The sequence below is a fragment of the Flavobacterium defluvii genome, assembly GCF_900129555.1.
Taxonomy (GTDB): domain Bacteria; phylum Bacteroidota; class Bacteroidia; order Flavobacteriales; family Flavobacteriaceae; genus Flavobacterium; species Flavobacterium defluvii.
Map to the genome: position 1 here is coordinate 115,920 of NZ_FQWC01000005.1, position 21,108 is coordinate 137,027.

Consider the following 21,108-nt stretch of genomic DNA (forward strand, 5'->3'; position numbering starts at 1 on the left):
TTTAAGACTATTAAAAGAAACTAGTTCCTATGTGTTTTAAATTAAATTGCTGGTTTATTTATGGTTTTTCGGCTTATTCAAAATAATTTAAGATGGTATATCCGTATTCTTTTAAATGCTGTTCTTTTTCCATCAGCTTTAAATCAGACTGCATCATTTCTTTTACCAATCCCGGTAAATCATAACTGCATTTCCAGCCCAGTTTGGTTCTGGCTTTTGTGGGATCACCAACTAATAAATCTACTTCTGTAGGTCTGAAATATTTAGGATCGACGGCCAAAACTTCTGTTCCTATCGGGATTTGATAATCAGGATTACTGCAATATTTTACGAGACCTTTTTCGTTTACTCCTTTTCCTTTAAATTCTAATTCGATACCAACTTCTGCAAAACTCATTTGTACAAATTCGCGGACAGTTGTGGTTTTTCCGGTTGCAATAACCCAGTCTTCCGGTTCATCAGCCTGAAGAATCATCCACATCATTTGTACATAATCTTTGGCATGTCCCCAATCGCGCTGTGCGTCGAGATTTCCAAGATATAATTTATGCTGAAGACCTAAAGCGATTCTGGCAGTGGCTCGGGTAATTTTTCGGGTCACAAATGTTTCACCGCGAATAGGCGATTCATGATTGAATAAAATTCCGTTGCAGGCGTACATTCCGTAAGCTTCTCTGTAATTTACCGTAATCCAGTATGCGTACATTTTGGCCACTGCATAAGGCGAACGCGGATAAAATGGCGTTTTTTCAGACTGCGGAACTTCCTGTACTTTGCCATACAATTCTGAAGTTGAAGCCTGATAGATACGTGTCTTTTTTTCTAACCCAAGCAAACGAACGGCATCCAGAAGTCTTAAAGTTCCCAATCCGTCTGCGTTTCCTGTATATTCCGGAGTTTCAAACGAAACGGCAACGTGGCTCATGGCAGCCAGATTGTAAATTTCATCGGGCTGAATTTCCTGAATAATACGGGTTAAATTTGTGCTGTCTGTCATATCGCCATAATGCAGAATAAAATTTCTGTTTTCTACATAAGGATCCTGATATAAATGGTCGATTCTGTCTGTATTAAATAACGAAGTACGTCTTTTTAATCCGTGTACGATATAGCCTTTTTCTAATAAAAATTCACTTAAATAGGCTCCGTCTTGTCCTGTGACTCCTGTTATAAGAGCTGTTTTTTTCAATGGATTCATAATCTAAATTATAAAGCACAGAGGCATTATGCTGCAAAGTCGCAATTTTATAAAGTTGTAATGATTTGAAGTATGGGAGTAATCTAAAAAGGTTAATAAACCTTTTGTTTGAAGTTTTCGATGTTCTCTAAAAACCAACTGTAGGTTTTATATATTCCTGCTTCGAGTTCTGTTTGATGTTTCCAGCCCATGTTGTGCATTTTAGAAACATCCATTAATTTTCTTGGCGTGCCGTCGGGTTTGGTGTCGTCCCAAAGAATGTCTCCTGTGTGCCCCACAATTTTCCGGACTGTTGATGCCAGTTCCTTAATAGTTAAATCTTTTCCGGTTCCAACATTATACAAATGATCCGGAAGCTCATTTTCTAAAGCAAAAACAACTGCTTCGGCCATATCGTCTACAAACAAAAATTCGCGCATTGGTTTTCCTGTTCCCCATAGTGTAACGACTGCATTATTGTTTTCTTTGGCTTCGTGAAATTTGCGAATCATGGCGGGTAAAACATGAGAACTTTTCAAATCAAAATTGTCATTAAAGCCGTATAAATTGGTTGGCATTAAACTCACAAAATCTTTTTGGTATTGTCTGCGGATGGCTTCGCATAATTTTACTCCTGAAATTTTTGCCAAAGCATACGATTCGTTTGTTGGTTCCAAAGGTGCTGTCAAAAGATATTCTTCTTTTAATGGCTGAGGCGCTAATTTTGGATAAATACAGGAACTTCCCAAAAAAATAAATTTATCAACCGCCAGACGATGCGCTTCGTTTATGAGATTGTTTTGAATCTGCATGTTTTCCATTAAAAAATCAAACGGAAAATCATTGTTTGCCTGGATTCCTCCCACTTTTGCGGCAGCGTCGATAATAACATCCGGTTTTGTTTTTCTGATGAAATCCCGAACGGCTTTTTGTTTTCTTAAATCGAGTTCTTTGCTCGAAGCTCCAACAAGATTATGATAACCTTTTGCAGTTAAAGTTCTCCAAATAGCGCTTCCTGCCATTCCGTTGTGTCCGGCAATGTATATTATGGAATTTTTATCGATCATAATATTCTTTTTACAATAATGGTGAAGCTATCGATTCTAACTGCTGATACACTTGTTTTACTTCCTGAGAGTTTTCTTTTTGGAGCACCATCAAAGCATCTGATGTATATATGAGAATACAGTTTTTAACCCCAATAAAGGTCGTGTGCAAAGAAGTCCCTATAACAATATTGCGATTAGCATCGATAGGATGTCCTTTTTGAACGAGATAATCATAAACCGATTCGAAAGAACCTAAATCTGACCAGTCAAAATGAGCGGGAATTACTTTTATGTCATTGCTTCGTTCCATAACGGCATAATCAATGCTGATGGAAGGAATATTGAGAGATAAATCATAATCCAGAAACCCATTTATATTGCTCTCCCAAGCTATTTTTGAAGTTTGGTAAACTTCTGGCTCCTGCTTTTCGAGTTCTGCTAAAAACTTTCCGGCTTTGAAACAAAAAAGTCCGCTATTCCAGAAATAATTTCCGCTTTCAAGATATCTTACAGCTGTTTTAAAATCGGGTTTTTCATGAAATGCAATTACATTTTCATTTTCAAATTCGATATAACCATAACCAGTTTCGGGTTTAGTGGGCTGAATGCCAAAGGTTACCAGATAATCCTGATTGGCTAATACAATGGCATGCCACAAAGCATTGTTGTACAATTCGGTACCTCCGATAATATGGTCTGATGGTGTAATCAACAAAATATCATCTGGTTTTGATGCCAATGCTGCAAATGCAATCGCTGCAGCTGTATTGCGGGGAACTGCTTCTATAATATGAGTAAAATGCTTGTTGAATTTTGACATTATAGCATTGCTCATTTTATAGTTTTCAATATTTCCAACCACTATCGTTTTTGTAGAAACATTTTCGTTTCGAAGTACTGTTTTTTCAAAAAGTGACTGTCCGTCAAAAAGTTCGAGATATTGTTTTGGAAGTGTTTTTCTGGAAAGAGGCCAAAGTCTGCTGCCAATTCCGCCGGTTAAAACTACATGAGTAATGGTAGTACTAATTGCCATTAGAATGCATTAAAATTTCTTTTTGATACACTTCATGACGAAGATTTGTACTCGAAAAACGATGATCGCGGGTATTGTAGTGCAACTCGATTCCTTTTTCTTCGCAGTAAGCTCTGCCTGTAAAATCTTTCTCTTTATATTCATCGCCTATAATACGTACATCGATAGTAAAAGATTTTAAAATATCTTCTAAATCCTGTTCTGTAGCATAAGGTACAATTTCGTCAACAAACTTACATGCCTTTAATTGTATGTAACGTTCAACAACTGTTTGAGTTGGTTTGTTTTTTGTCGGGCGGTCCAGCGTTGGGTCTGTCTGCAGGCCAACAATTAAATAATCACAATTTTGTTTTGCTTCTTCAAGCATTTTTACATGCCCCGCGTGTAACAAATCAAAAGCACTAAAGGTTATTCCAATTTTCATCTTTTTAATGTTTTAAATTAAATAATCAGTTTATGAATGGAGTAATGATCTGTGAAAAAAATTATGAACCTGTTTATTGGGGTTTAGGCGCTGTATTTTAATTTTTTGAATAAGGGTTCCCCGTGAATAGTTACATTTTTACTATCCAAAAAAGAGAAAATAATAAGGCAAAATTTGTGGCTTTCGACTGTTTATAGAGATTTAAATATGCTGTATAAAAACAAGATTTTTAAATCGACATTTACAATCCTGACATCACAATATTTTAAGATAAAATTATGATAATGAAGCTGATAAGAAATTACATTTTTGTGATTAAATGTCCTTAATAAGGAAAAATTAGCATGAAATATTTTGGTGATTTTTTTGTCTTCAAATTAAATTTACACTCTATATTTCTACTGAAATATTTCTTTTTTTTTTTAATGAATTGTGTATGCATTAAAAAACAAATACATCTTACCTATAAACTAATTTACAACCTCAAATAAATTTAAGATTATGAAATGGTACGTAGTATACACCAAACCTAAATGGGAAAAAAGAGCTGCAGAGCAATTAACAAAGTTTAATATAAATTGTTACTGTCCTTTAATTAAAAAAACACAGCAAAGATCCGATAGGAAAGTTAAGGTAGAAGTGCCATTATTTAATAATTACATATTTGTTCAATTACCTGAAAAAGACAGAAATATGGTATTTCATTCTCCGGGCGTGGTTAGGTATTTGTTTTGGCTTGGAAGACATGCCATTGTAAAAGACAATGAAATTGAAACTATAAAAGAGTGGCTTAACTGCGGCGATACTGCCAAAGAAATTTCAGTAATGCAATACCAGATTGGAGATAAAATACATTTAAATTCAGGACCTTTCTGCGATCAAAATGCGGTAATCAAAGATATTACAAAAACGCATTATGTGTTAATTTTAGAATCTTTAGGATATGTTTTAAAAGTAAAACACAAGTAATAAAATTCTGTTTTTTATTCACCTTGAATTCTTCCTGAAGAAGAATTCAAAATGATTATTATTTAAAAAGTTTAATTTGTCAACTTGAAAATTTCGCTTTTTTTAATCCCTAAAATTTTAACCAGTTTGTCTAGTTTTGACAATTTCAGATCAACCATCCCCTGTTCTATTTTTTCGTATTTCTTTACGCTCATTTCCATTTGAATGGCTACATATTCAGAAGTATGATTACTTTGCAACCGATACTCTTTTATTCTTAAGTAATAATTTTCCATAATCTTATTCTTTTAATTTGTTTGCTGGTATTTTTTTGCAGATGATTACCTGCTTGTTTCGTTAAAAAATATAGAAACATCGAATTTGAATATGAACTCAATTGAGACCTCTAAAACTTTTGAAATTTCAATTAATTTAGAAACAGTTAAATCAACATCTCCCCTTTCGATCTTGCCATAACCACTGGTGCTCATTTTAAGTTCAGCTGCTACAAACTCTCTGGTTAAATTTTTTAATTCTCTTATTTTTCTAATATTTTCGTATACACTGTATTTCATAAAATCAAAAAATATAAATAATACTTATTTTGAAATTATTACCGGATTTTGAAAATACAAAAGCGTAATAATTTGTTTACATCATACTTTATTAAAAAACCATCTTTTTTACGTAAGTGTTTAATTATTAATAAAGTTTAAAGCCAAATGAACGTTTTTATTTAGTATTCTTTTTAAATCGTGGTTAAAAATATATATTGTTTTCAGTTTATAATAATAAATCTGTTCAACGGATTTTAAAATCCGATAAAATACAATTTGAAGCCTTTTACGGCTATCAAATTACTCTTTTAAACGAAATAAAATTTGATTTGAAGTATTGAAAAATAAGGCAAAATCAACAGAAATAGCCTACAAAAATTAAATATTAAAGCAAAAAAAAAGGTTTAGATAATTTAAATCTGAACCTTTTTCTATATAAAAATATTTTTTTATTGAGTAACTAGTAATTGAGGATATGGATTTGGCGTCGAATTGATTATAACCGTCGGAACACCTACTTTTACATTTACCAATAATTTGCTTAAAGCTGGATTTGCCGATAATGTCGAGTTTACATAAATCGCTGAAGAATCGTAATATAAATTCGACGGTTTAGCGACAACTACATCTCCCGTAATACTGGAATTCAGTATGTAATGAAAAGTTGAGTTATACATTACAGGTGCAAACATTTTAGAACTATCTGAAAATTTACATCCTTCAATATAAGTAATCATAGCATTCAAAGTTGCTGTTGATGACGTATTATTATAAAAATTAGAACTGTATATCGAAATCGAGTTACTGTTTATTACGCTGCTTCCAGTATAATTACTAAAATCGCAATTGGCAATTATAGGATAATTTTGCGCTCCCATATCCAGAGCTGTTTTTCCTTTATCAAACTTACATTCGAGCCAGGCGTTTAAGTTATCCGGTCTTGTTGCCTTCATAGACATTGCGGTTTCACAATTTATAAACTGACTTCTGTAAAACATTGTTTTGTCTACGTAACTCGATGTGTTATAATCTCCTGCGTATGGTAACAGCGGTTCCTGAAAAAAGCCTTTGCTGCAATTTACAAAACTTAGATATTCTAAGTAATTATTATCAAGCCCCATAATCTGGTACAAATGAATTCCGTAAGTCTGATCTCTAAACACAACAAATTTTAAGTTTGCATAGGCAATTTGACCAATTCCCACATTGTTCTTTTTTCCTGCATATATTCCCACACTTCCGCCCTGCAGGGTTAAATTGGCCAAAACAAAATTTGTATCGGTTCCCGTATCGAGCGTAATTAAAGGAAAATCATCTGTTAAACCTACAATTACTGTTTTACCTGTTCCCTGCCCAATTATGCCATGATTTCCGTCAAGATGTACTTTTAAAGTAGATCCTATATAAAATTTTCCTTCCGGTAATTCTGCAATTCCTTTTGTATCAATAAGATTTTGAATATAAGCCGTTTGATCGGTTTTTCCCGTTCTTTCTGTTTTCCAGTTTGGTCCTAAAGGATCTGGTAATATTTCCCAGACCGGTCTTGCCCACGGAGTATATTTTGTTCCTAAAATAGTATTGGTTATAGCAGTTGTAACAGCTGAGTTGGTAATTGTACTCGTTTGTTCAGCTCCATTATATTTTACAGCGTTGGTTTTGTCAAGATTTCCAAGTAAATCAAATCCGGTAACAGTTCCGCTTCCTCTTTTATAAGTCCCTTCTCCATCGACCAAAAACATATTTGTTCTGGCTGAGATAATATCATTTGAGGTTTTAAGATATTTATTTAAGAAGAAAACATTTTGAGCGTCAATATCATACGATCCGGTTTGAACGGCTGAATAAGCATTTCCGCCGCCAAAATCGGTAATTTTTAAATTACCCATATTTTTGGCTGTAAACATTGCTTTTGTTCCTTGCCCATTCAGGTTCCATCCTTCGCTGTCAACGCCAACAAAAATAGCCGACTGTAATCCGTCAATATCTGTGGCGTCGCCCGCAGGAGTTAAATAATTAGAATGCAGGTTAACGTTACCGTAGCTCGGCGTTGTGCTGTTTCCTTTCATTACTAATTGATTAGAAATAGACTGAGCCTGGTGTTTTATGATTTTATTGTTTCTGAAATAACCCGCTGCACTGCAGTCAAATTTAATTTGTCCTCCAATATTTATCAATTCGTTATTTTCTAATTTTGCTCCAATTGCCGATACATAAACATATCGCAACGTTTTAAGAACGCAGTTTGTAATTGGGGCACCGGCTTCAAAACTAAGCGTACGATCTACAAATGAAAGCTGTTCTATATGAACATTTGTACTTCCGGCTGCAATAGTCACATTAGAGATTTTAGTTAACGTGGGATGTCCGTATAATCGCTGATTGCTTTTCATTATAAGATTAACCCCCGAATAATCTCCTCTTTCTAAACGAACTGATCCATATTTATCTAAAGCCGCCTGAAGTGTTGCTTTTTGCGCAATGGGCAATAAATAAGCTTTAAAATATTCGATTTCTTCTAACTGATTGTTTACGCCGGTGGGTTGTTCAGGAACTGTCGCAGGAACCTGTTCAATAGCATATTGATAGTTTTGCGAAAAAACTGCAGTTGAAAAGAATAAAAAAATTAGCAGCTTTTTCATTGTCCTGATATAATATAGGCGTTTGTACCTATTTTTCTAAGAAACCCAAATCGTACGTTTCCGGCAGTGCTGGTAAACTTGGCACTCCCGCCTGAATTATAATTAATTGATACTCCAGAAGATGCCTGAATTGTTAGTACTGCTCCATTATGAGCTTCTAAATTGATCGTATCGCCTGTAGCCATGCTTCCAAAATCTGAAGTTAGGGTTAAGGTTGCAGTTCCTGTACATTCTAATGTATTATTTACATCTGTGGCCGTAATATTTCTGGATGAAGTAAATGAAATTATAGCTGCTCTAGTTGCGCCGCCGGTTCCGCTTACCAGTCTTTCGGCAGTTTTAGCATGTAATGCATAAGGAACACTTAAAAGCTGGGTAGTGCCCATAATGTTGTAATTTGTTCCTCCGTTTGCGTCAACCTGTGTTTCGATAAAATACGGACCCTTGTCCCACGCAATTGCACTAAAAGTTCCTGTACTGGCCGTTCCTGTTCCTATTTCAAGAGAAACTAAACCATTATTATTTGTTGTTGGAGAATGTGTTTCCTGATAAACTGTTGTTCCGGTTGCAGTTCCCTGATGCACAATAACTCTAAGACTTATTCTTGAGTTTGCAGCCAAATCATTATTCTGATTTCTTATAATGGCCTGATAACTCATTTTTTCTGGTGCCTGTGCAAATACTTTGAACGTAAAGGTCACAAATAATAATAGTATGGTAAGCGAAAATTTCATTATGCTATGCTTTATTTTTTTAATATTTTAAATGATTTCAAAATGTGATTGTCTACATACACCACAAGGATATAAATAGAAGGACTAAGATTATTTAAGCTAACCTGGGTATCATCCTGATTAATTTTGTTTTGTTTTATTAATCTGCCCTGAATGTCGTAAAGTTTAAAGGATCGGTTTTCGCTTTCCAGTTCATATCCTTTCATGCTTACATTAACAAAATCTGCTGCCGGATTTGGAAAAACAAATATTTCTGTTTTAGGCTCTTCAACCTCTGGCGTGCCCAGATTTTTATCTGATTCCTGCTGTTGAATTCCCTGAGCAACAATATAATCTGCCTGCAATCCTATGTAAGTATAGAATACTTGTCCAATTGAGTATGTCACAGAACCTGAACTACCGCTTGCATTGCTCCCGGATGGAATTATAGTTTCCATTGTATCGTTTATCTGCGTGGTTTGGCTAATTCCTTTTAAAGGAAAAAAAGCCATCATTATTATGAGTAGATTAAAGATTTTTATATTTAAATACTTCACAGTTTTTATAAGCCTTTTTATTTATACTGCAAAAATATTTAATAGAAAAATAAAATCGATATAACGATTTTTATTTCCGATAAACTACACAAAATGTAGTATTTTAGTGACTATTTACCTACATCGAAAAAATGTTTTTTATGCATTTTAAGTCTTTAATACAACTTCGAAAATTAAATATTTTGATTACAGTATAAAACAGTTAATACTTCTATTAACGCTTATTTATTCTTCTAAATTATATCACTAAATCCTTTTTATTTAATCTTTAATTAATAGGTGCTTTCGTAAAAAATTCTGCATTAAATTAACACCTAAATTATTGATTATAAATATTTTAAATCAAACAAAGCTAATTGATTTTTTATATCAAAATAAAGTTTTTCCTTACAAGGGAAAAATTAGTCTTAATAAGGAATTATTGACTTTTAAAACACATTCCGGCAGATGAATTTGGTAATAAATTTACCTGTGAAAATGTAGAATGTTTTTGTTTAAAAAATTGACATTAAAAATCCCTCCAATTTTTGATTTTTTTGAAAAGTATAATCCAAAAAATGTCATTCATCGAGAATAATAGCTTTATACGGAAAATACAATTATGAGTGAAAAAAAAATCTTTTTTTTGAACTAACTTATTGAATACAAGGCAAAATAAAATTTTAATAGATGTTATAACAATGATTAAAAACTACTTATTATTCTTTCATTTATCTATTAACTAACAACCAGTTGTAAATGAATTGTTGGCCCCGACTTAAGTGACTTTTTTTCTAGTTTACCATGTATTATTTCGTTCAACTTTAATTTTAAGACATTAAAATGAAAAGAGCTAACAACAATAATTTAGGCAACGAGATAAGTTTGACTAAAATGGTTTACCCAAAAAATGCATTGCATGAACTTTTTGCAGAACAAGCCGAAAAATCTCCAAATGCGATAGCACTCGAATTTGAAAATGAACAGCTTACTTACAGCGAATTGGCAAAAATGACCAATCAACTGGCAAATTCATTTTCAGCTCAGGGTATATCTTCGGGACAAATTATTGCTGTATCTATGGAGCGAACTCCAAAATTAACGGCTTCGCTTTTAGCTATTTTACAATGTGGAGCTGCTTATCTGCCTTTAGATCCAAAATTTCCAACTGCACGTTTAGAATTTATGCTGGAAGATTCTGAAGCCAGTTTTCTATTAACAACAAAATCACTTTTAAGTTCGTTACCCCATTATTCAAAAACCATAGTAATTGAAGATACATTAGCTTCACTTGAACAGCATTCAACTCTACCGCTCTCTGCCGGCGTTTCTCAAAGTTTTGCTGCTTATATGATGTATACTTCTGGTTCTACAGGAAAACCTAAAGGAGTAACTGTTACGCACAAAAATTTAGTCAACTTTCTTTATAGCATGGCTATTGAGCCGGGCATAACTGCAGAAGACAAATTGCTTTCTATAACTACTATTTCTTTTGATATCGCTGGTTTAGAACTTTTTCTGCCATTAATAAAAGGCGCTTCGGTAGTTTTTGCCGATTACGAAACTACCCGCGATGGTCAGCTTTTACTTAATCTTTTACAAGAAAAGAAAATTACAATAATGCAGGCAACGCCAACAACCTGGCAGTTATTACTTGACTCCGGATGGAAAAATCCGCTCGCATTAAAAGCTCTGTGCGGCGGAGAAGCAATGCCTTTAAATCTTGGCCGTCAATTAACGGCAAAATGTGATTCACTTTGGAATATGTACGGCCCAACCGAAACTACTATTTGGTCTGCAGTAAAACAAATTCATGCTGATGATGAATTAATTACAATTGGATTACCTATTGCAAATACACAAATTTATTTATTAGATGAAGAAAGAAAAGCAGTTGCTCCGGGAATAATTGGAGAAATAGTTATTGGCGGAGACGGAGTTGCAGAAGGTTACTGGAAACGTCCGGAACTTAATGCAGAAAAATTCATTCAAAATCCGTTTTCATCCGAACCAAATTCTATTTTATACCGAACAGGAGATCTTGGAAAATTACTGCCAAACGGAGAATTTCAATGTTTAGGCCGAATCGATCATCAGGTAAAAATTAGAGGGCATCGTATTGAATTGGGCGAAATAGAAGCCACATTAAACAGTCTTTCAGGAATAAAACAATCTGCTGTTGTTGTAAGCAATTCTATTGGAAATGAAGATAAACTTATTGCTTATTTAAAATCCGGCGAACTATTGCAGGATGAAAAAACAATACAAGTAGCACTTGCTAAAATTTTACCCGAAATATTAATTCCGTCAAAATACATTTGGGTAGAAGACTTTCCGATAACCCCAAATGGAAAAATTGACAAAAAGAATCTACCTGTTCCTGAATATAACAGACCCGATTCTGCTCCGCTTTTCAAAAAACCAAACACGCCATTAGAAAAAGAAATTGCAAAAATCTGGGCAGATGAATTGAAAATATCGAATATAGGTATCGATGACGATTTTTTTGATATGGGCGGAAGCTCGGTTTTGGCACAAAAAGTAACCACAACAATGAGACAGAATTTATTAAAAGATGTTCCTGTTTCAAAAATTTATATTCACCCAACCATAAGAGAACTTGCAGCTATTTTAGAAGAAAATAACAGCGAAAACAATAGCAGAGAAGATGTATTTTCATTTAAGGAAAACAACAATAAAACAACTTCTGCAGATATTGCCGTAATTGGTATGGCCGGAAGATTTCCAGGTTCAGACACAATCGAAGAATTATGGGAAAATCTGCGAGACGGAAAAGAAACAATTTCTCTTTTTACAAAAGATGAACTCGATCCAAGTCTGCCTGAAAACCTTCGTAAAGATCCGCTTTATATAGGCGCAAGAGGAATTTTACCTATAGCCAAAACATTCGATGCCAATTTCTTCGGATTAAATCCGCAGCTTGCCGCCGCAATGGATCCGCAAATACGGGTATTTATGGAGATTTGTTTCGAAACTCTGGAGCAAGCCGGACATCTGCCAAAACATTATAAAGGCAGTATTGGTGTATACTCAGGAAGTGAAATAAACAGTTATTTTGAAAACAATATTTTTCTGAATAAAGAACTAAAAAGTTCAGTTGGCGAACTCCAGATTTATACCGTAAACGGAAAAGACTTTATTGCACCTCGTACTTCATATCATTTAAATTTAAAAGGCCCTTCTGTAAGCGTGCATTCTGCCTGTTCTACTTCTTTGCTGGCTGTAGCCGAAGCTGTAAAAGCGATAAGAGCTGGTATGTGCGATGTAGCTCTTGCAGGCGGTTCAAGCGTAACAGCTCCTATGAACAGCGGTCACCTTTTTGATGACGGATTTATAAAAAGTCCCGATGGCTCTACAAGATCTTTTGATGCTTCGGGAAAAGGAACCGTTTTTAGTGACGGTGCAGGGGTAGTTTTATTAAAAAGGCTGGAAGAAGCAGAAAAAGACGGCGATATTATTTATGGCGTAATTAAAGGCGTTGGCGTTAATAATGACGGAGGCGACAAAGGCAGTTTTATGGCGCCAAGTCCAAAAGGTCAGGCTGGAGCGATTATCAGTGCTTTTAACGATGCTAAAATATCTCCTTCGACCATAAGTTATATGGAAGCGCACGGAACAGCAACACCTATTGGCGATCCTATCGAAATAGAAGGACTTAAAATTGCATATGGCAAACAGGAAAAAAATAATTATTGTGCTTTAGGTTCTATAAAAAGTAATCTGGGACATACTACTGCTGCTGCAGGTGTTGCAGGGCTAATAAAAGTTTTGCTTGCAATGCGCCATAAAAAAATTCCGCCAATGGTAAATTTTGTGAAACCAAACCCTAATATAGATTTTTACAACAGTCCGTTTTACATTAACAATGAATTAATTGACTGGAAAAACGATAGTATACGAAGAGCAGGTGTGAGTTCTTTTGGAATTGGAAGCACAAACGTTCATGCGGTTGTAGAAGAATATGTTTCAAAACCTCAGCAATCCTCAACAGGAAGACCACTTGAAATTTTAATGTGGTCTGCCAAAAGCAAAAACAGCTTGTTAGGCTACGAAAATGCTTTGGGGCATTTTGTTGATAAAGCAAAAGAAATTCCTTTGGCAGATGTGGCTTATTCTTTGAATATGACAAGGGATGATTTCAATCACAGAAGTTTTTTAATTGCCGATTCTTCAAAAAATGCTGCTGAAAAACTGCTTTCTCTAACTGCAAAAAGTACCAAATCTTCAGTATTAAAAAGTGTCCCTGGCGAAATAGGATTTCTTTTTCCGGGACAAGGTGCACAATATTTACAAATGGGAAAAACACTTTATGATAGTGAAAAAGTGTATCGCGACGCCGTTGATAAATGTGCCGAATTACTGGTAGAAGACTTACAATTAGATATTCGCACTATACTATATCCCGAAATTAATTCTACCGAAGCCGAAGAGCGTTTAAAAGACACTCGCTTAACACAGCCAAGTTTATTTGTTACCGAATATGCTTTGTCTCAGTTATGGCTTAGCTGGGGCATTAAACCAACTTTTTTGTGCGGCCACAGCATTGGTGAATTTGCAGCAGCACATTTAGCCGGAATTATGAGTTTAAAAGATGCTTTGCGTGTAGTTGCCGTAAGAGGAAAATTAATGAGCGGACTTCCGGGCGGATCAATGTTAGCCGTAAGAGTTCCAATAGAAAAATTACAGGAATTAATTCCGGATACCCTTTCGATTGCGGCCATAAATTCAAATCAGTTTTGTGTGGTTTCGGGCACTAAAGAAGATATTGCGCTTTTTAATCAGGAACTGGATTCAAATGAAATTCCAAACAAACTGCTTCTTACAAGTCATGCATTTCATTCTTTTATGATGAATCCTATTTTGGAAAGTTTTAAAAATGAAATAGAAAAAATAAAATTAAGTATTCCGAGATTACCTATTATTTCGACAGCAACAGGAACCTGGCTCACAGACACCGAAGCCACAAATCCGGAATATTGGGTTAATCAGTTAAAAAATACCGTAAGATTTGCAGATGCAATGGATACGGCTTTTGAATTAGAAGATTTTGTTTTGTTAGAAGTTGGTCCGGGCCAAACACTTATTACTTTAGCACGCCAGCAGGCTGCAGGAAAAGTTATTGCCGCTTTTGCGAGTATCAATTTTCCTAAAGAGGAAAATGATAATGAATATGCCACTTTATTAAATGCTTTGGGCGATTTATGGTTAAGAGGAATAAATCCGGACTGGAAATCTTTTTACAGTCAGCAGCAAAGACAAAAAATTGAACTGCCGGGTTATGTTTTTGACCGAAAACCCTGCTGGATTGAACCTCTAAATACTCTTGAAAATATTGTTGTTCAAAAAACTGCTGCGGCTGATATACAAAATATTTCGTATAATGAAGAACCTTTAACAAGTACAACCAATTCAAGAAAAGATTCGATTCTTATTCAGATTTCAGAAATTATAAAAAATGCCTCAGGAATAACGTACGATTCTGATTCGGCTGAAAATACATTTTTAGAATTAGGGCTGGATTCTTTATCGTTAACCCAATTATCAGGAAAATTGAAAAAAGAATTTGATCTTCCTATTACTTTCAGACAACTTAACGAAACTTATTCAACACCGGCACTTTTAGCAGATTATATTGAACTTAATCTTCCTGAAAAAGTTAAAACCAAAGAAAACGAAATTATTATCAATCAAACTGCTGAACCTTTTATTCAGCCAAATAATACAACGGTATCAGCAAATGAAAATCAAGTTTCATTAGAAGATATTATACATCAAATTCAGCTTTTGAGCCAAAAAGTAGACCAATTACAAAACTTAAAAAACTCATCAGTAAACGGAAATACTTCATTTGTAAATTTAAAAGTAAAACATTTTGAGGCAGTTAAATTAAATAATGATGATCGTGTAACCAATGGAAATAATGGAGTCCATAAAAAAGGAAAGATTTTCGACATTTCTAAAATTACCAATCAGCCATTTTTTGAAACCAATACTGCTTCTGAAAAGAAATATACCATAATGGCAAACGAACCTCCTGTTGAAGGGAGTAAACTGGGACGTGATGAAAACGGAAATCCGGCCTGGTTTATCGAAGATCCATCTCAAAGCGGAAACTTTAAAAGGATAAATCTTAAATAATAAGTAAAAATCTCAAGGTAATTAATATTCAAAATTGTCAATTTAAAAATTGTGCAATTCGATTTAAAACATAATACCAATGGAAATCAAATCTCAAATACAAACAGAAATGGAAACTGAAACTTTAATTCGATTCAATCCATTTTCGCCTGAAATTGAACGTGTAATTCATACAACAAATGCACAACAGGAAATATGGACCGATTGTATTTTTGGAGGCAGCGATGCCAATAGAGCATATAATTTGTCTGTATCTGTCAAACTCAAAGGCAATTTGATACTAGCTGTTTTTGAGCAAGCAGTAAAAACTCTAATACATCGTCATGAAGGTTTGAGATCTGTATTTAGCCCGGACGGTCGTTTTATGTGTATTTACACCGAGGTTAATTTTGAAATTTCCCGCAATGATTTTTCTAAAATAAAAACAACAAAAAAAGAAGCTTCTATAAATGCTTTTGTCAAAGAAGAAGTGAATGCTCTTTTTGATCTCGTTAACGGACCTTTATTTAAAATTAATTTGCTTAAAATTGATGATCTTGAACATCTTGTAACTTTAACTATTCATCATATTGTTGGTGACGGATTAAGTATTGATATTATATTAGAAGAACTTGGAGCATTGTATTCTGCATATGCAGAAAGTAAAGAACCGGATTTGCCAAATCCTGAACGCTTTAGCGAATATGCGGAAAGAATTAATTCTTTTACGGAAAGTAATGAATACAAACATCTTGAAGATTTTTGGCTGAATATTTATAAAGAATCTGCTCCGGTAATCGAATTGCCTTTAGATTATCCGAGACCTTCTTTGCGCACCTACAACAGCGATCGTATTGATTTTCCACTAGATCATACACTTACCAATTCATTAAAAACTATAGGAATAAATGTTGGCTGCAGTCTGGTTACTACTTTGCTGGCAGCATTCGAAGTTTTTTTGTGCAAAATTACAGGTCAAAATGATTTGGTAGTTGGCTTTCCATCATCAGGAAATACACTTTATGACATGAAACAATTAGTTGGAGATTGTGCAAACCTGCTTCCCTTACGAAGTAAAATTAATCCCGACGCTACTTTCTTAGAATATTTAAAACAAAGAAATTCTCAGCTCTTTGATGCTTATGAACATCAACAGGTAAGTTTTGGCCATTTGCTTAAAAGTTTTGCAGTTCAAAGAGATCCATCCAGAATTCCGCTAGTTCCTGTAATATTAACAGTTGATATGAATCGTGACATCGAAAGCGAATTTTCGTTTGCAGGACTTTCTCATGAATTAAAAGTGAATCCCAGACAATTTGGAACTTTTGAAATCCAGCTTCATATTTTCAGAACCAAAAACGGCCCTATATTTCAATGGTCATACAATACAACATTGTTTACCAAAGAAAAAATAAATCAAATGATGGTTACACTTCAGGAAACCTTCAACAATTTAATTACCAATGCCGAAAAACCGTTATCTGAAATAATTGGAAGTCATTATTTAGCCGATTATAATGCCTTGAATAATACAGTAATGCCTTATCCAAATTCAGCTTTAACAGAATTACTTCAAAAACAGGCAGAAATAACACCAAACAAAACAGCTTTAGAATTTTATGACTCAAAAACTACTTATTCTCAATTATACCAAAAAGTAAATCAACTGGCAAATTATTTAAAAGCACAAGGTGTTCAGTCTGGAGATTTTATAGCAGTTTCTGTTTCGCGCAGTCCGGAACTGCTTTATACTCTGCTTGCTATAATGCAGTGCGGTGCGGCATATCTCCCGTTAGATCCAGAATATCCAAAAGAACGTTTAGAATTTATGCTGACAGATTCTGGTGCAAAAGCTTTAATCACCAGTAAAATGTTATTTGCATCGCTGCCAACATGGCCGCAAACATTTTTTATAGAAGATGCCATGGATTCTTTGAACCATTATTCGTCATCACCTATTTCTGTTGCAGTTAGTCCAGATAATAATGCTTATATACTTTACACATCCGGATCGACCGGAAATCCGAAAGGCGTTCCTATTACGCATAAAAACTTAGTTAATTTTCTTTACAGCATGGCTTTGGAACCTGGTCTTGACGAAAATGACAGGTTGCTTTCTATTACTACAATTTCTTTTGACATTGCAGGTTTAGAGCTTTATTTACCACTTATAAAAGGCGCGACATTAATTTTGGCAGATCATGAGACTACCAGAGACGGCCGGCTTTTACTTGATTTGGTAAAAAAAGAAAACATCAATTTTCTACAGGCAACACCAACAACCTGGTCAATGCTTTTAGACTCTGGCTGGACTCAAAAATTACCTCTAAAAGCTTTATGCGGAGGCGAAGCAATGCCGGCTGATCTTGCAAAAGAACTTTTGCAGAAATGTGATACACTTTGGAATGTTTATGGCCCAACAGAAACCACAATCTGGTCATCTGTTAAACAAATAAAAACAGAGGATAAATTAATAACGATTGGAAAACCAATTGGAAACACGCAGATTTATATCATTGATAATCAAGGTCAGCTTGTCGCACCGGGAAAAATTGGTGAAATTGCAATTGGCGGCGATGGCGTTGCAAAAGGATATTGGAACAGACCGGAATTAACATTTGAAAAATTTATTGAAAACAAATTTTCTTCCAATAAAAATAACTTGCTATATCGCACGGGCGATTTAGGGAAATTACTTCCAAATAACGAAATTGAATGTTTAGGACGTCTGGATCAACAAGTCAAAATTAGAGGACATCGTATCGAACCTGGCGAAGTAGAACAAGCTTTACTACTTCTTGATGGTATAAAATATGCTGTTGTTTTGGCAGATGAAAATTTTCTTATCGCTCATATCGTTCCTGATTCTGATCTGGAAAATGCTGAGAGTCAAATTCCTTTATGGCGTGAAGCTTTAACTTCTAAGCTTCCTGCACAGTTAATTCCGCATGACTTTAATTTATTGGAAAAAATCCCAACAACATTAAACGGAAAAATAGACCGTAAAGCATTATCGAAATATAAAACCAATAAAAAACTTCATTACACCGCACCTCGCACAGAAGAAGAAAATATTGTGGCTGCTATTTGGAAAGAAAGTCTGAATATTGAAAATATTGACATTTTCAGTGATTTTTTTGAAATGGGAGGACATTCGATCAAAGGCGTAAAAGTGATGATTGAAATCGAGAAACATACCGGAAAACGAATTCCTTTATCAGCATTGTTTAAATATTCAACCGTCGAGAAATTTGCCAAATTATTAAATACCGGAACTGAAATCTATTCAGATTGTTTGGTTCCAATAAAACCGCAGGGTAATAAAGTACCTCTTTTTATCATTCACGGTGCAGGACTTAATGTTTTAAATTTTATGAATTTAAGCAAACATTTTGATGACGATCAGCCTATTTATGGTATTCAGGGTACGAAACCAAAAGGTTTTGACGGTTGGTACGAATCAATTGAGGCCATGGCGGCGCATTATATCGATGCTATTATCAAAGTAAATCCAAAAGGTCCGTATGCTTTGGCCGGATTTTCATTTGGTGGAATTGTCGCTTTTGAGATGACCCGCCAGTTAAAAGAACAAGGAAAAATAGTGAGCCTGACTGCACTACTCGACTCTTATGTAGATTCATCTTATTATTATGGAAGTTACAGACGAAAACAACTCGTGAGATACTTTGATATTACACATCGAAGATTGGATTTTCTAAAAGAAATGCTGTTGAGCTGGAAAGCTTTTAAAATGCGTATAAACGGTAAAAAAGAATACATTTTACAAAGACATTTCGGCAAGAAAAAAGTCATGACGGAACAGGAAGCATTGGCATTGGAACAATTTATAGAAGCCGATGGTTTAGTTAGAAAAATTGTTGATCGTTACCATCTTAAACCACAAAGTTTTAACGTAGATTTATTTCGATCAAAAGATGATGATAACTATAAACTTGATCCAACACATCTTGGCTGGAAAAAAGCAGCTTTGGGAGGAGTTACAATTCATAATATTTCAGGAAATCATTTGGATATTGTAGCCCCGCCAAATGATATTGTTTTAGCCAGACTACTTCAAGATATTTTAGATGAAAAACATGAAAACATCTAAACTCTTTATTTCATTTTTGAATATAAAGAGTGATACATTAGTTTCTGGCAGGGAATATTCTTTAAGCACGGGCGATATTATCATTTACACTATTTACCTGCCTAATTTTATTGAGTTAAAATCGTATTTATCTCAGTTTCTTAATTCTCCCGAACTTAAAAAAGCAAAACGTTTTTATAAAGAAATAGACAGAAATAGATTTATAATATACCGATCGATTTTAAAACTTATTTTAGGAGCTTACACGAAATCTGACATAAAAAACATTCATCTTGATTATGATTTTAATAAAAAACCCTATTTAGCTTCACATCCGTGGCTGCATTTTAATATGTCACATTCTGAAGACTATGCAGCTATTGCAATTTCTCGCAAAATGGTAGGGCTGGATATCGAATATTTGTCAAAAGACTTTAAATTCACAAGCCTTCTTCCGGATATTTTTGACGATCATGAAAGAGCTGCAATTCAAAATGCTGATGATAAAAAAAATGCTTTTTACACGTTATGGACACGTAAAGAAGCGTTTGTAAAGGCATTAGGAAAGGGAATTGATGAAGATTTTAAGTATATTCCGTCTACAGACGGACAGCACAATCTGGACTTTAAATTGGTAAAAAATACTCAAAACTGGCAGGTGTACAGTTTTGATTTTAACGAACATTATTTAGGTGCAGTTGCTTTTGAAGGACTTCCTGCAGCCTCTAATAATTTATTATTATGCAGTATTCCAAACAGCATGGAGAATCTTTTAGAAATGACCTATAAAAAGAATTATTGATTAAGCCTTAATTACTTCGGCAGATTTATATGTTTTAAAAAAATTATACGCTCTTTTCTCTGCATAAGAATACATTGAATTTCGTAAAGGAAAAGCACAATGACCTCCATATTTTGGGGTTTCCAGATAAACGTATTGGCTTTCCTGAGCTATTTCTCTAGGATAGCATCTTTCCCCCAAAAAAGGATCATCCAAAGAATTAATAATTAAAACCGGAGTTGTGATATTTTTAAGAGAAAATTCAGGAGAAACACGCTGGTAATAATCGTCCCGGCTGGCAAAACCATGCAATGGTGCAGTAAAGTACTGATCGACTTCATCAAACGAGGAAATTTTATCAATTTGATCCCGATTTATAAAATCTGGAAATTGTGTGGCTTTGTATTTTAATTTTCTTTTAATATCAATTGTAAAATTCTTCAAATAAACTCTGTTAAAACCTTGTTTCAATATTTCGGCACTTGTAGCAATATGAGTTGGTACAGAAATAGAAACTCCGGCTTTTATGCGTTCATCAATTTTTGTCCATCCAAAATAATTCAGCAGCTGTACACCTCCCATTGAATAGCCAATCATATAAACCTCTTCAAATCCTTTTTTTAAAACAAACTGAACAACTTCATCGAGATCGTCAACTGCTCCATGATGGTATAGTCTTGGAAGACGGTTCATCTCTCCTCCGCAAGTGCGATTATTCCATGCAAAAACCGAAAATCCTTTTTCCTGAAAATAAGCCGCACAGCTATTATTATAAGTTCTGCGGGAATCGCCTTCTAAACCGTGACACAAAATCACCGCTTTTTTTGGATTATTTATAAGAAAATCGATATTGATAAAGTCTCCATCATTCAATTCGAGCTTTTCTCTTGTATACCCCGGAACTTCAAACTTTTTAAACAAAGCGGCATAAATCGTAGAAACATGTCTGTTTCTATGAATAATTGCGGGAGAATTATATCCTGATTGTTCAATTACCGGCATGATGCTGAGTTTTTTTAGTGG

The 21,108-nt window shown here is 34.4% G+C and carries 14 protein-coding genes; 4 read left to right on the forward strand and 10 right to left on the reverse strand.

Annotation, left to right across the window (positions count from 1 at the left end):
* Positions 1 to 73: 73 nt before the first annotated feature.
* The 4 genes from gmd to BUC29_RS12580 form a co-directional block, all read right to left on the reverse strand.
* Positions 74 to 1,198: a GDP-mannose 4,6-dehydratase gene (gmd, locus tag BUC29_RS12565; RefSeq protein ID WP_073416527.1), complete on the reverse strand. Its 1,125-nt coding sequence runs from the start codon at positions 1,196 to 1,198 to the stop codon at positions 74 to 76.
* Between the two features lie 92 nt (positions 1,199 to 1,290).
* Entirely contained in the window at positions 1,291 to 2,244 is a 954-nt protein-coding gene (locus BUC29_RS12570; protein ID WP_073416528.1) for a GDP-L-fucose synthase family protein, read from the reverse strand.
* A 10-nt stretch (positions 2,245 to 2,254) separates the two neighbouring features.
* Positions 2,255 to 3,259 carry a mannose-1-phosphate guanylyltransferase gene (locus tag BUC29_RS12575; protein ID WP_073416529.1) on the reverse strand — a complete coding sequence of 335 codons (1,005 nt, stop codon included), beginning with the start codon at positions 3,257 to 3,259 and terminating at the stop codon, positions 2,255 to 2,257.
* Positions 3,249 to 3,683, reverse strand: a complete 435-nt coding sequence (locus tag BUC29_RS12580) for an adenylyltransferase/cytidyltransferase family protein (protein ID WP_073416530.1) — start codon at positions 3,681 to 3,683, stop codon at positions 3,249 to 3,251. The genes BUC29_RS12575 and BUC29_RS12580 overlap by 11 nt, the downstream gene beginning before the upstream one ends.
* Positions 3,684 to 4,184: 501 nt before the next feature.
* Here BUC29_RS12580 and BUC29_RS12585 point away from each other — a divergent pair.
* Positions 4,185 to 4,652 (forward strand): UpxY family transcription antiterminator, encoded by a 468-nt coding sequence (locus tag BUC29_RS12585; RefSeq protein ID WP_073416531.1) that lies wholly within the window; start codon positions 4,185 to 4,187, stop codon positions 4,650 to 4,652.
* 71 nt (positions 4,653 to 4,723) lie between these two features.
* Here the strand turns inward: BUC29_RS12585 and BUC29_RS21355 are convergent, their stop codons facing one another.
* From BUC29_RS21355 to BUC29_RS12605, 5 genes are all read right to left on the reverse strand, one after another.
* Positions 4,724 to 4,927, reverse strand: a complete 204-nt coding sequence (locus BUC29_RS21355) for a helix-turn-helix domain-containing protein (protein WP_139260510.1) — start codon at positions 4,925 to 4,927, stop codon at positions 4,724 to 4,726.
* 45 nt (positions 4,928 to 4,972) lie between these two features.
* Positions 4,973 to 5,206 carry a helix-turn-helix transcriptional regulator gene (locus BUC29_RS12590; protein WP_073416532.1) on the reverse strand — a complete coding sequence of 78 codons (234 nt, stop codon included), beginning with the start codon at positions 5,204 to 5,206 and terminating at the stop codon, positions 4,973 to 4,975.
* Between the two features lie 431 nt (positions 5,207 to 5,637).
* Positions 5,638 to 7,827: a hypothetical protein gene (locus BUC29_RS12595; RefSeq protein ID WP_073416533.1), complete on the reverse strand. Its 2,190-nt coding sequence runs from the start codon at positions 7,825 to 7,827 to the stop codon at positions 5,638 to 5,640.
* Positions 7,824 to 8,561, reverse strand: coding sequence for a hypothetical protein (locus tag BUC29_RS12600; protein ID WP_073416534.1), 738 nt, complete (start codon positions 8,559 to 8,561; stop codon positions 7,824 to 7,826). The genes BUC29_RS12595 and BUC29_RS12600 overlap by 4 nt, the downstream gene beginning before the upstream one ends.
* Before the next feature lie 11 nt (positions 8,562 to 8,572).
* Positions 8,573 to 9,055: a T9SS type A sorting domain-containing protein gene (locus BUC29_RS12605; RefSeq protein WP_073416535.1), complete on the reverse strand. Its 483-nt coding sequence runs from the start codon at positions 9,053 to 9,055 to the stop codon at positions 8,573 to 8,575.
* Positions 9,056 to 9,919: 864 nt separating this feature from the next.
* Here BUC29_RS12605 and BUC29_RS12610 point away from each other — a divergent pair.
* From BUC29_RS12610 to BUC29_RS12620, 3 genes are all read left to right on the forward strand, one after another.
* Entirely contained in the window at positions 9,920 to 15,235 is a 5,316-nt protein-coding gene (locus BUC29_RS12610) for a type I polyketide synthase (RefSeq protein WP_073416536.1), read from the forward strand.
* Positions 15,236 to 15,314: 79 nt separating this feature from the next.
* Entirely contained in the window at positions 15,315 to 19,325 is a 4,011-nt protein-coding gene (locus tag BUC29_RS12615; protein ID WP_084538644.1) for a non-ribosomal peptide synthetase, read from the forward strand.
* Positions 19,312 to 20,106, forward strand: a complete 795-nt coding sequence (locus BUC29_RS12620; RefSeq protein WP_167369538.1) for a 4'-phosphopantetheinyl transferase family protein — start codon at positions 19,312 to 19,314, stop codon at positions 20,104 to 20,106. The genes BUC29_RS12615 and BUC29_RS12620 overlap by 14 nt, the downstream gene beginning before the upstream one ends.
* Here BUC29_RS12620 and BUC29_RS12625 read toward each other — a convergent pair whose 3' ends face one another.
* On the reverse strand, positions 20,107 to 21,087 hold the full coding sequence (locus BUC29_RS12625) for a YheT family hydrolase (protein WP_073416538.1): 981 nt from the start codon (positions 21,085 to 21,087) through the stop codon (positions 20,107 to 20,109).
* Positions 21,088 to 21,108: the final 21 nt, after the last annotated feature.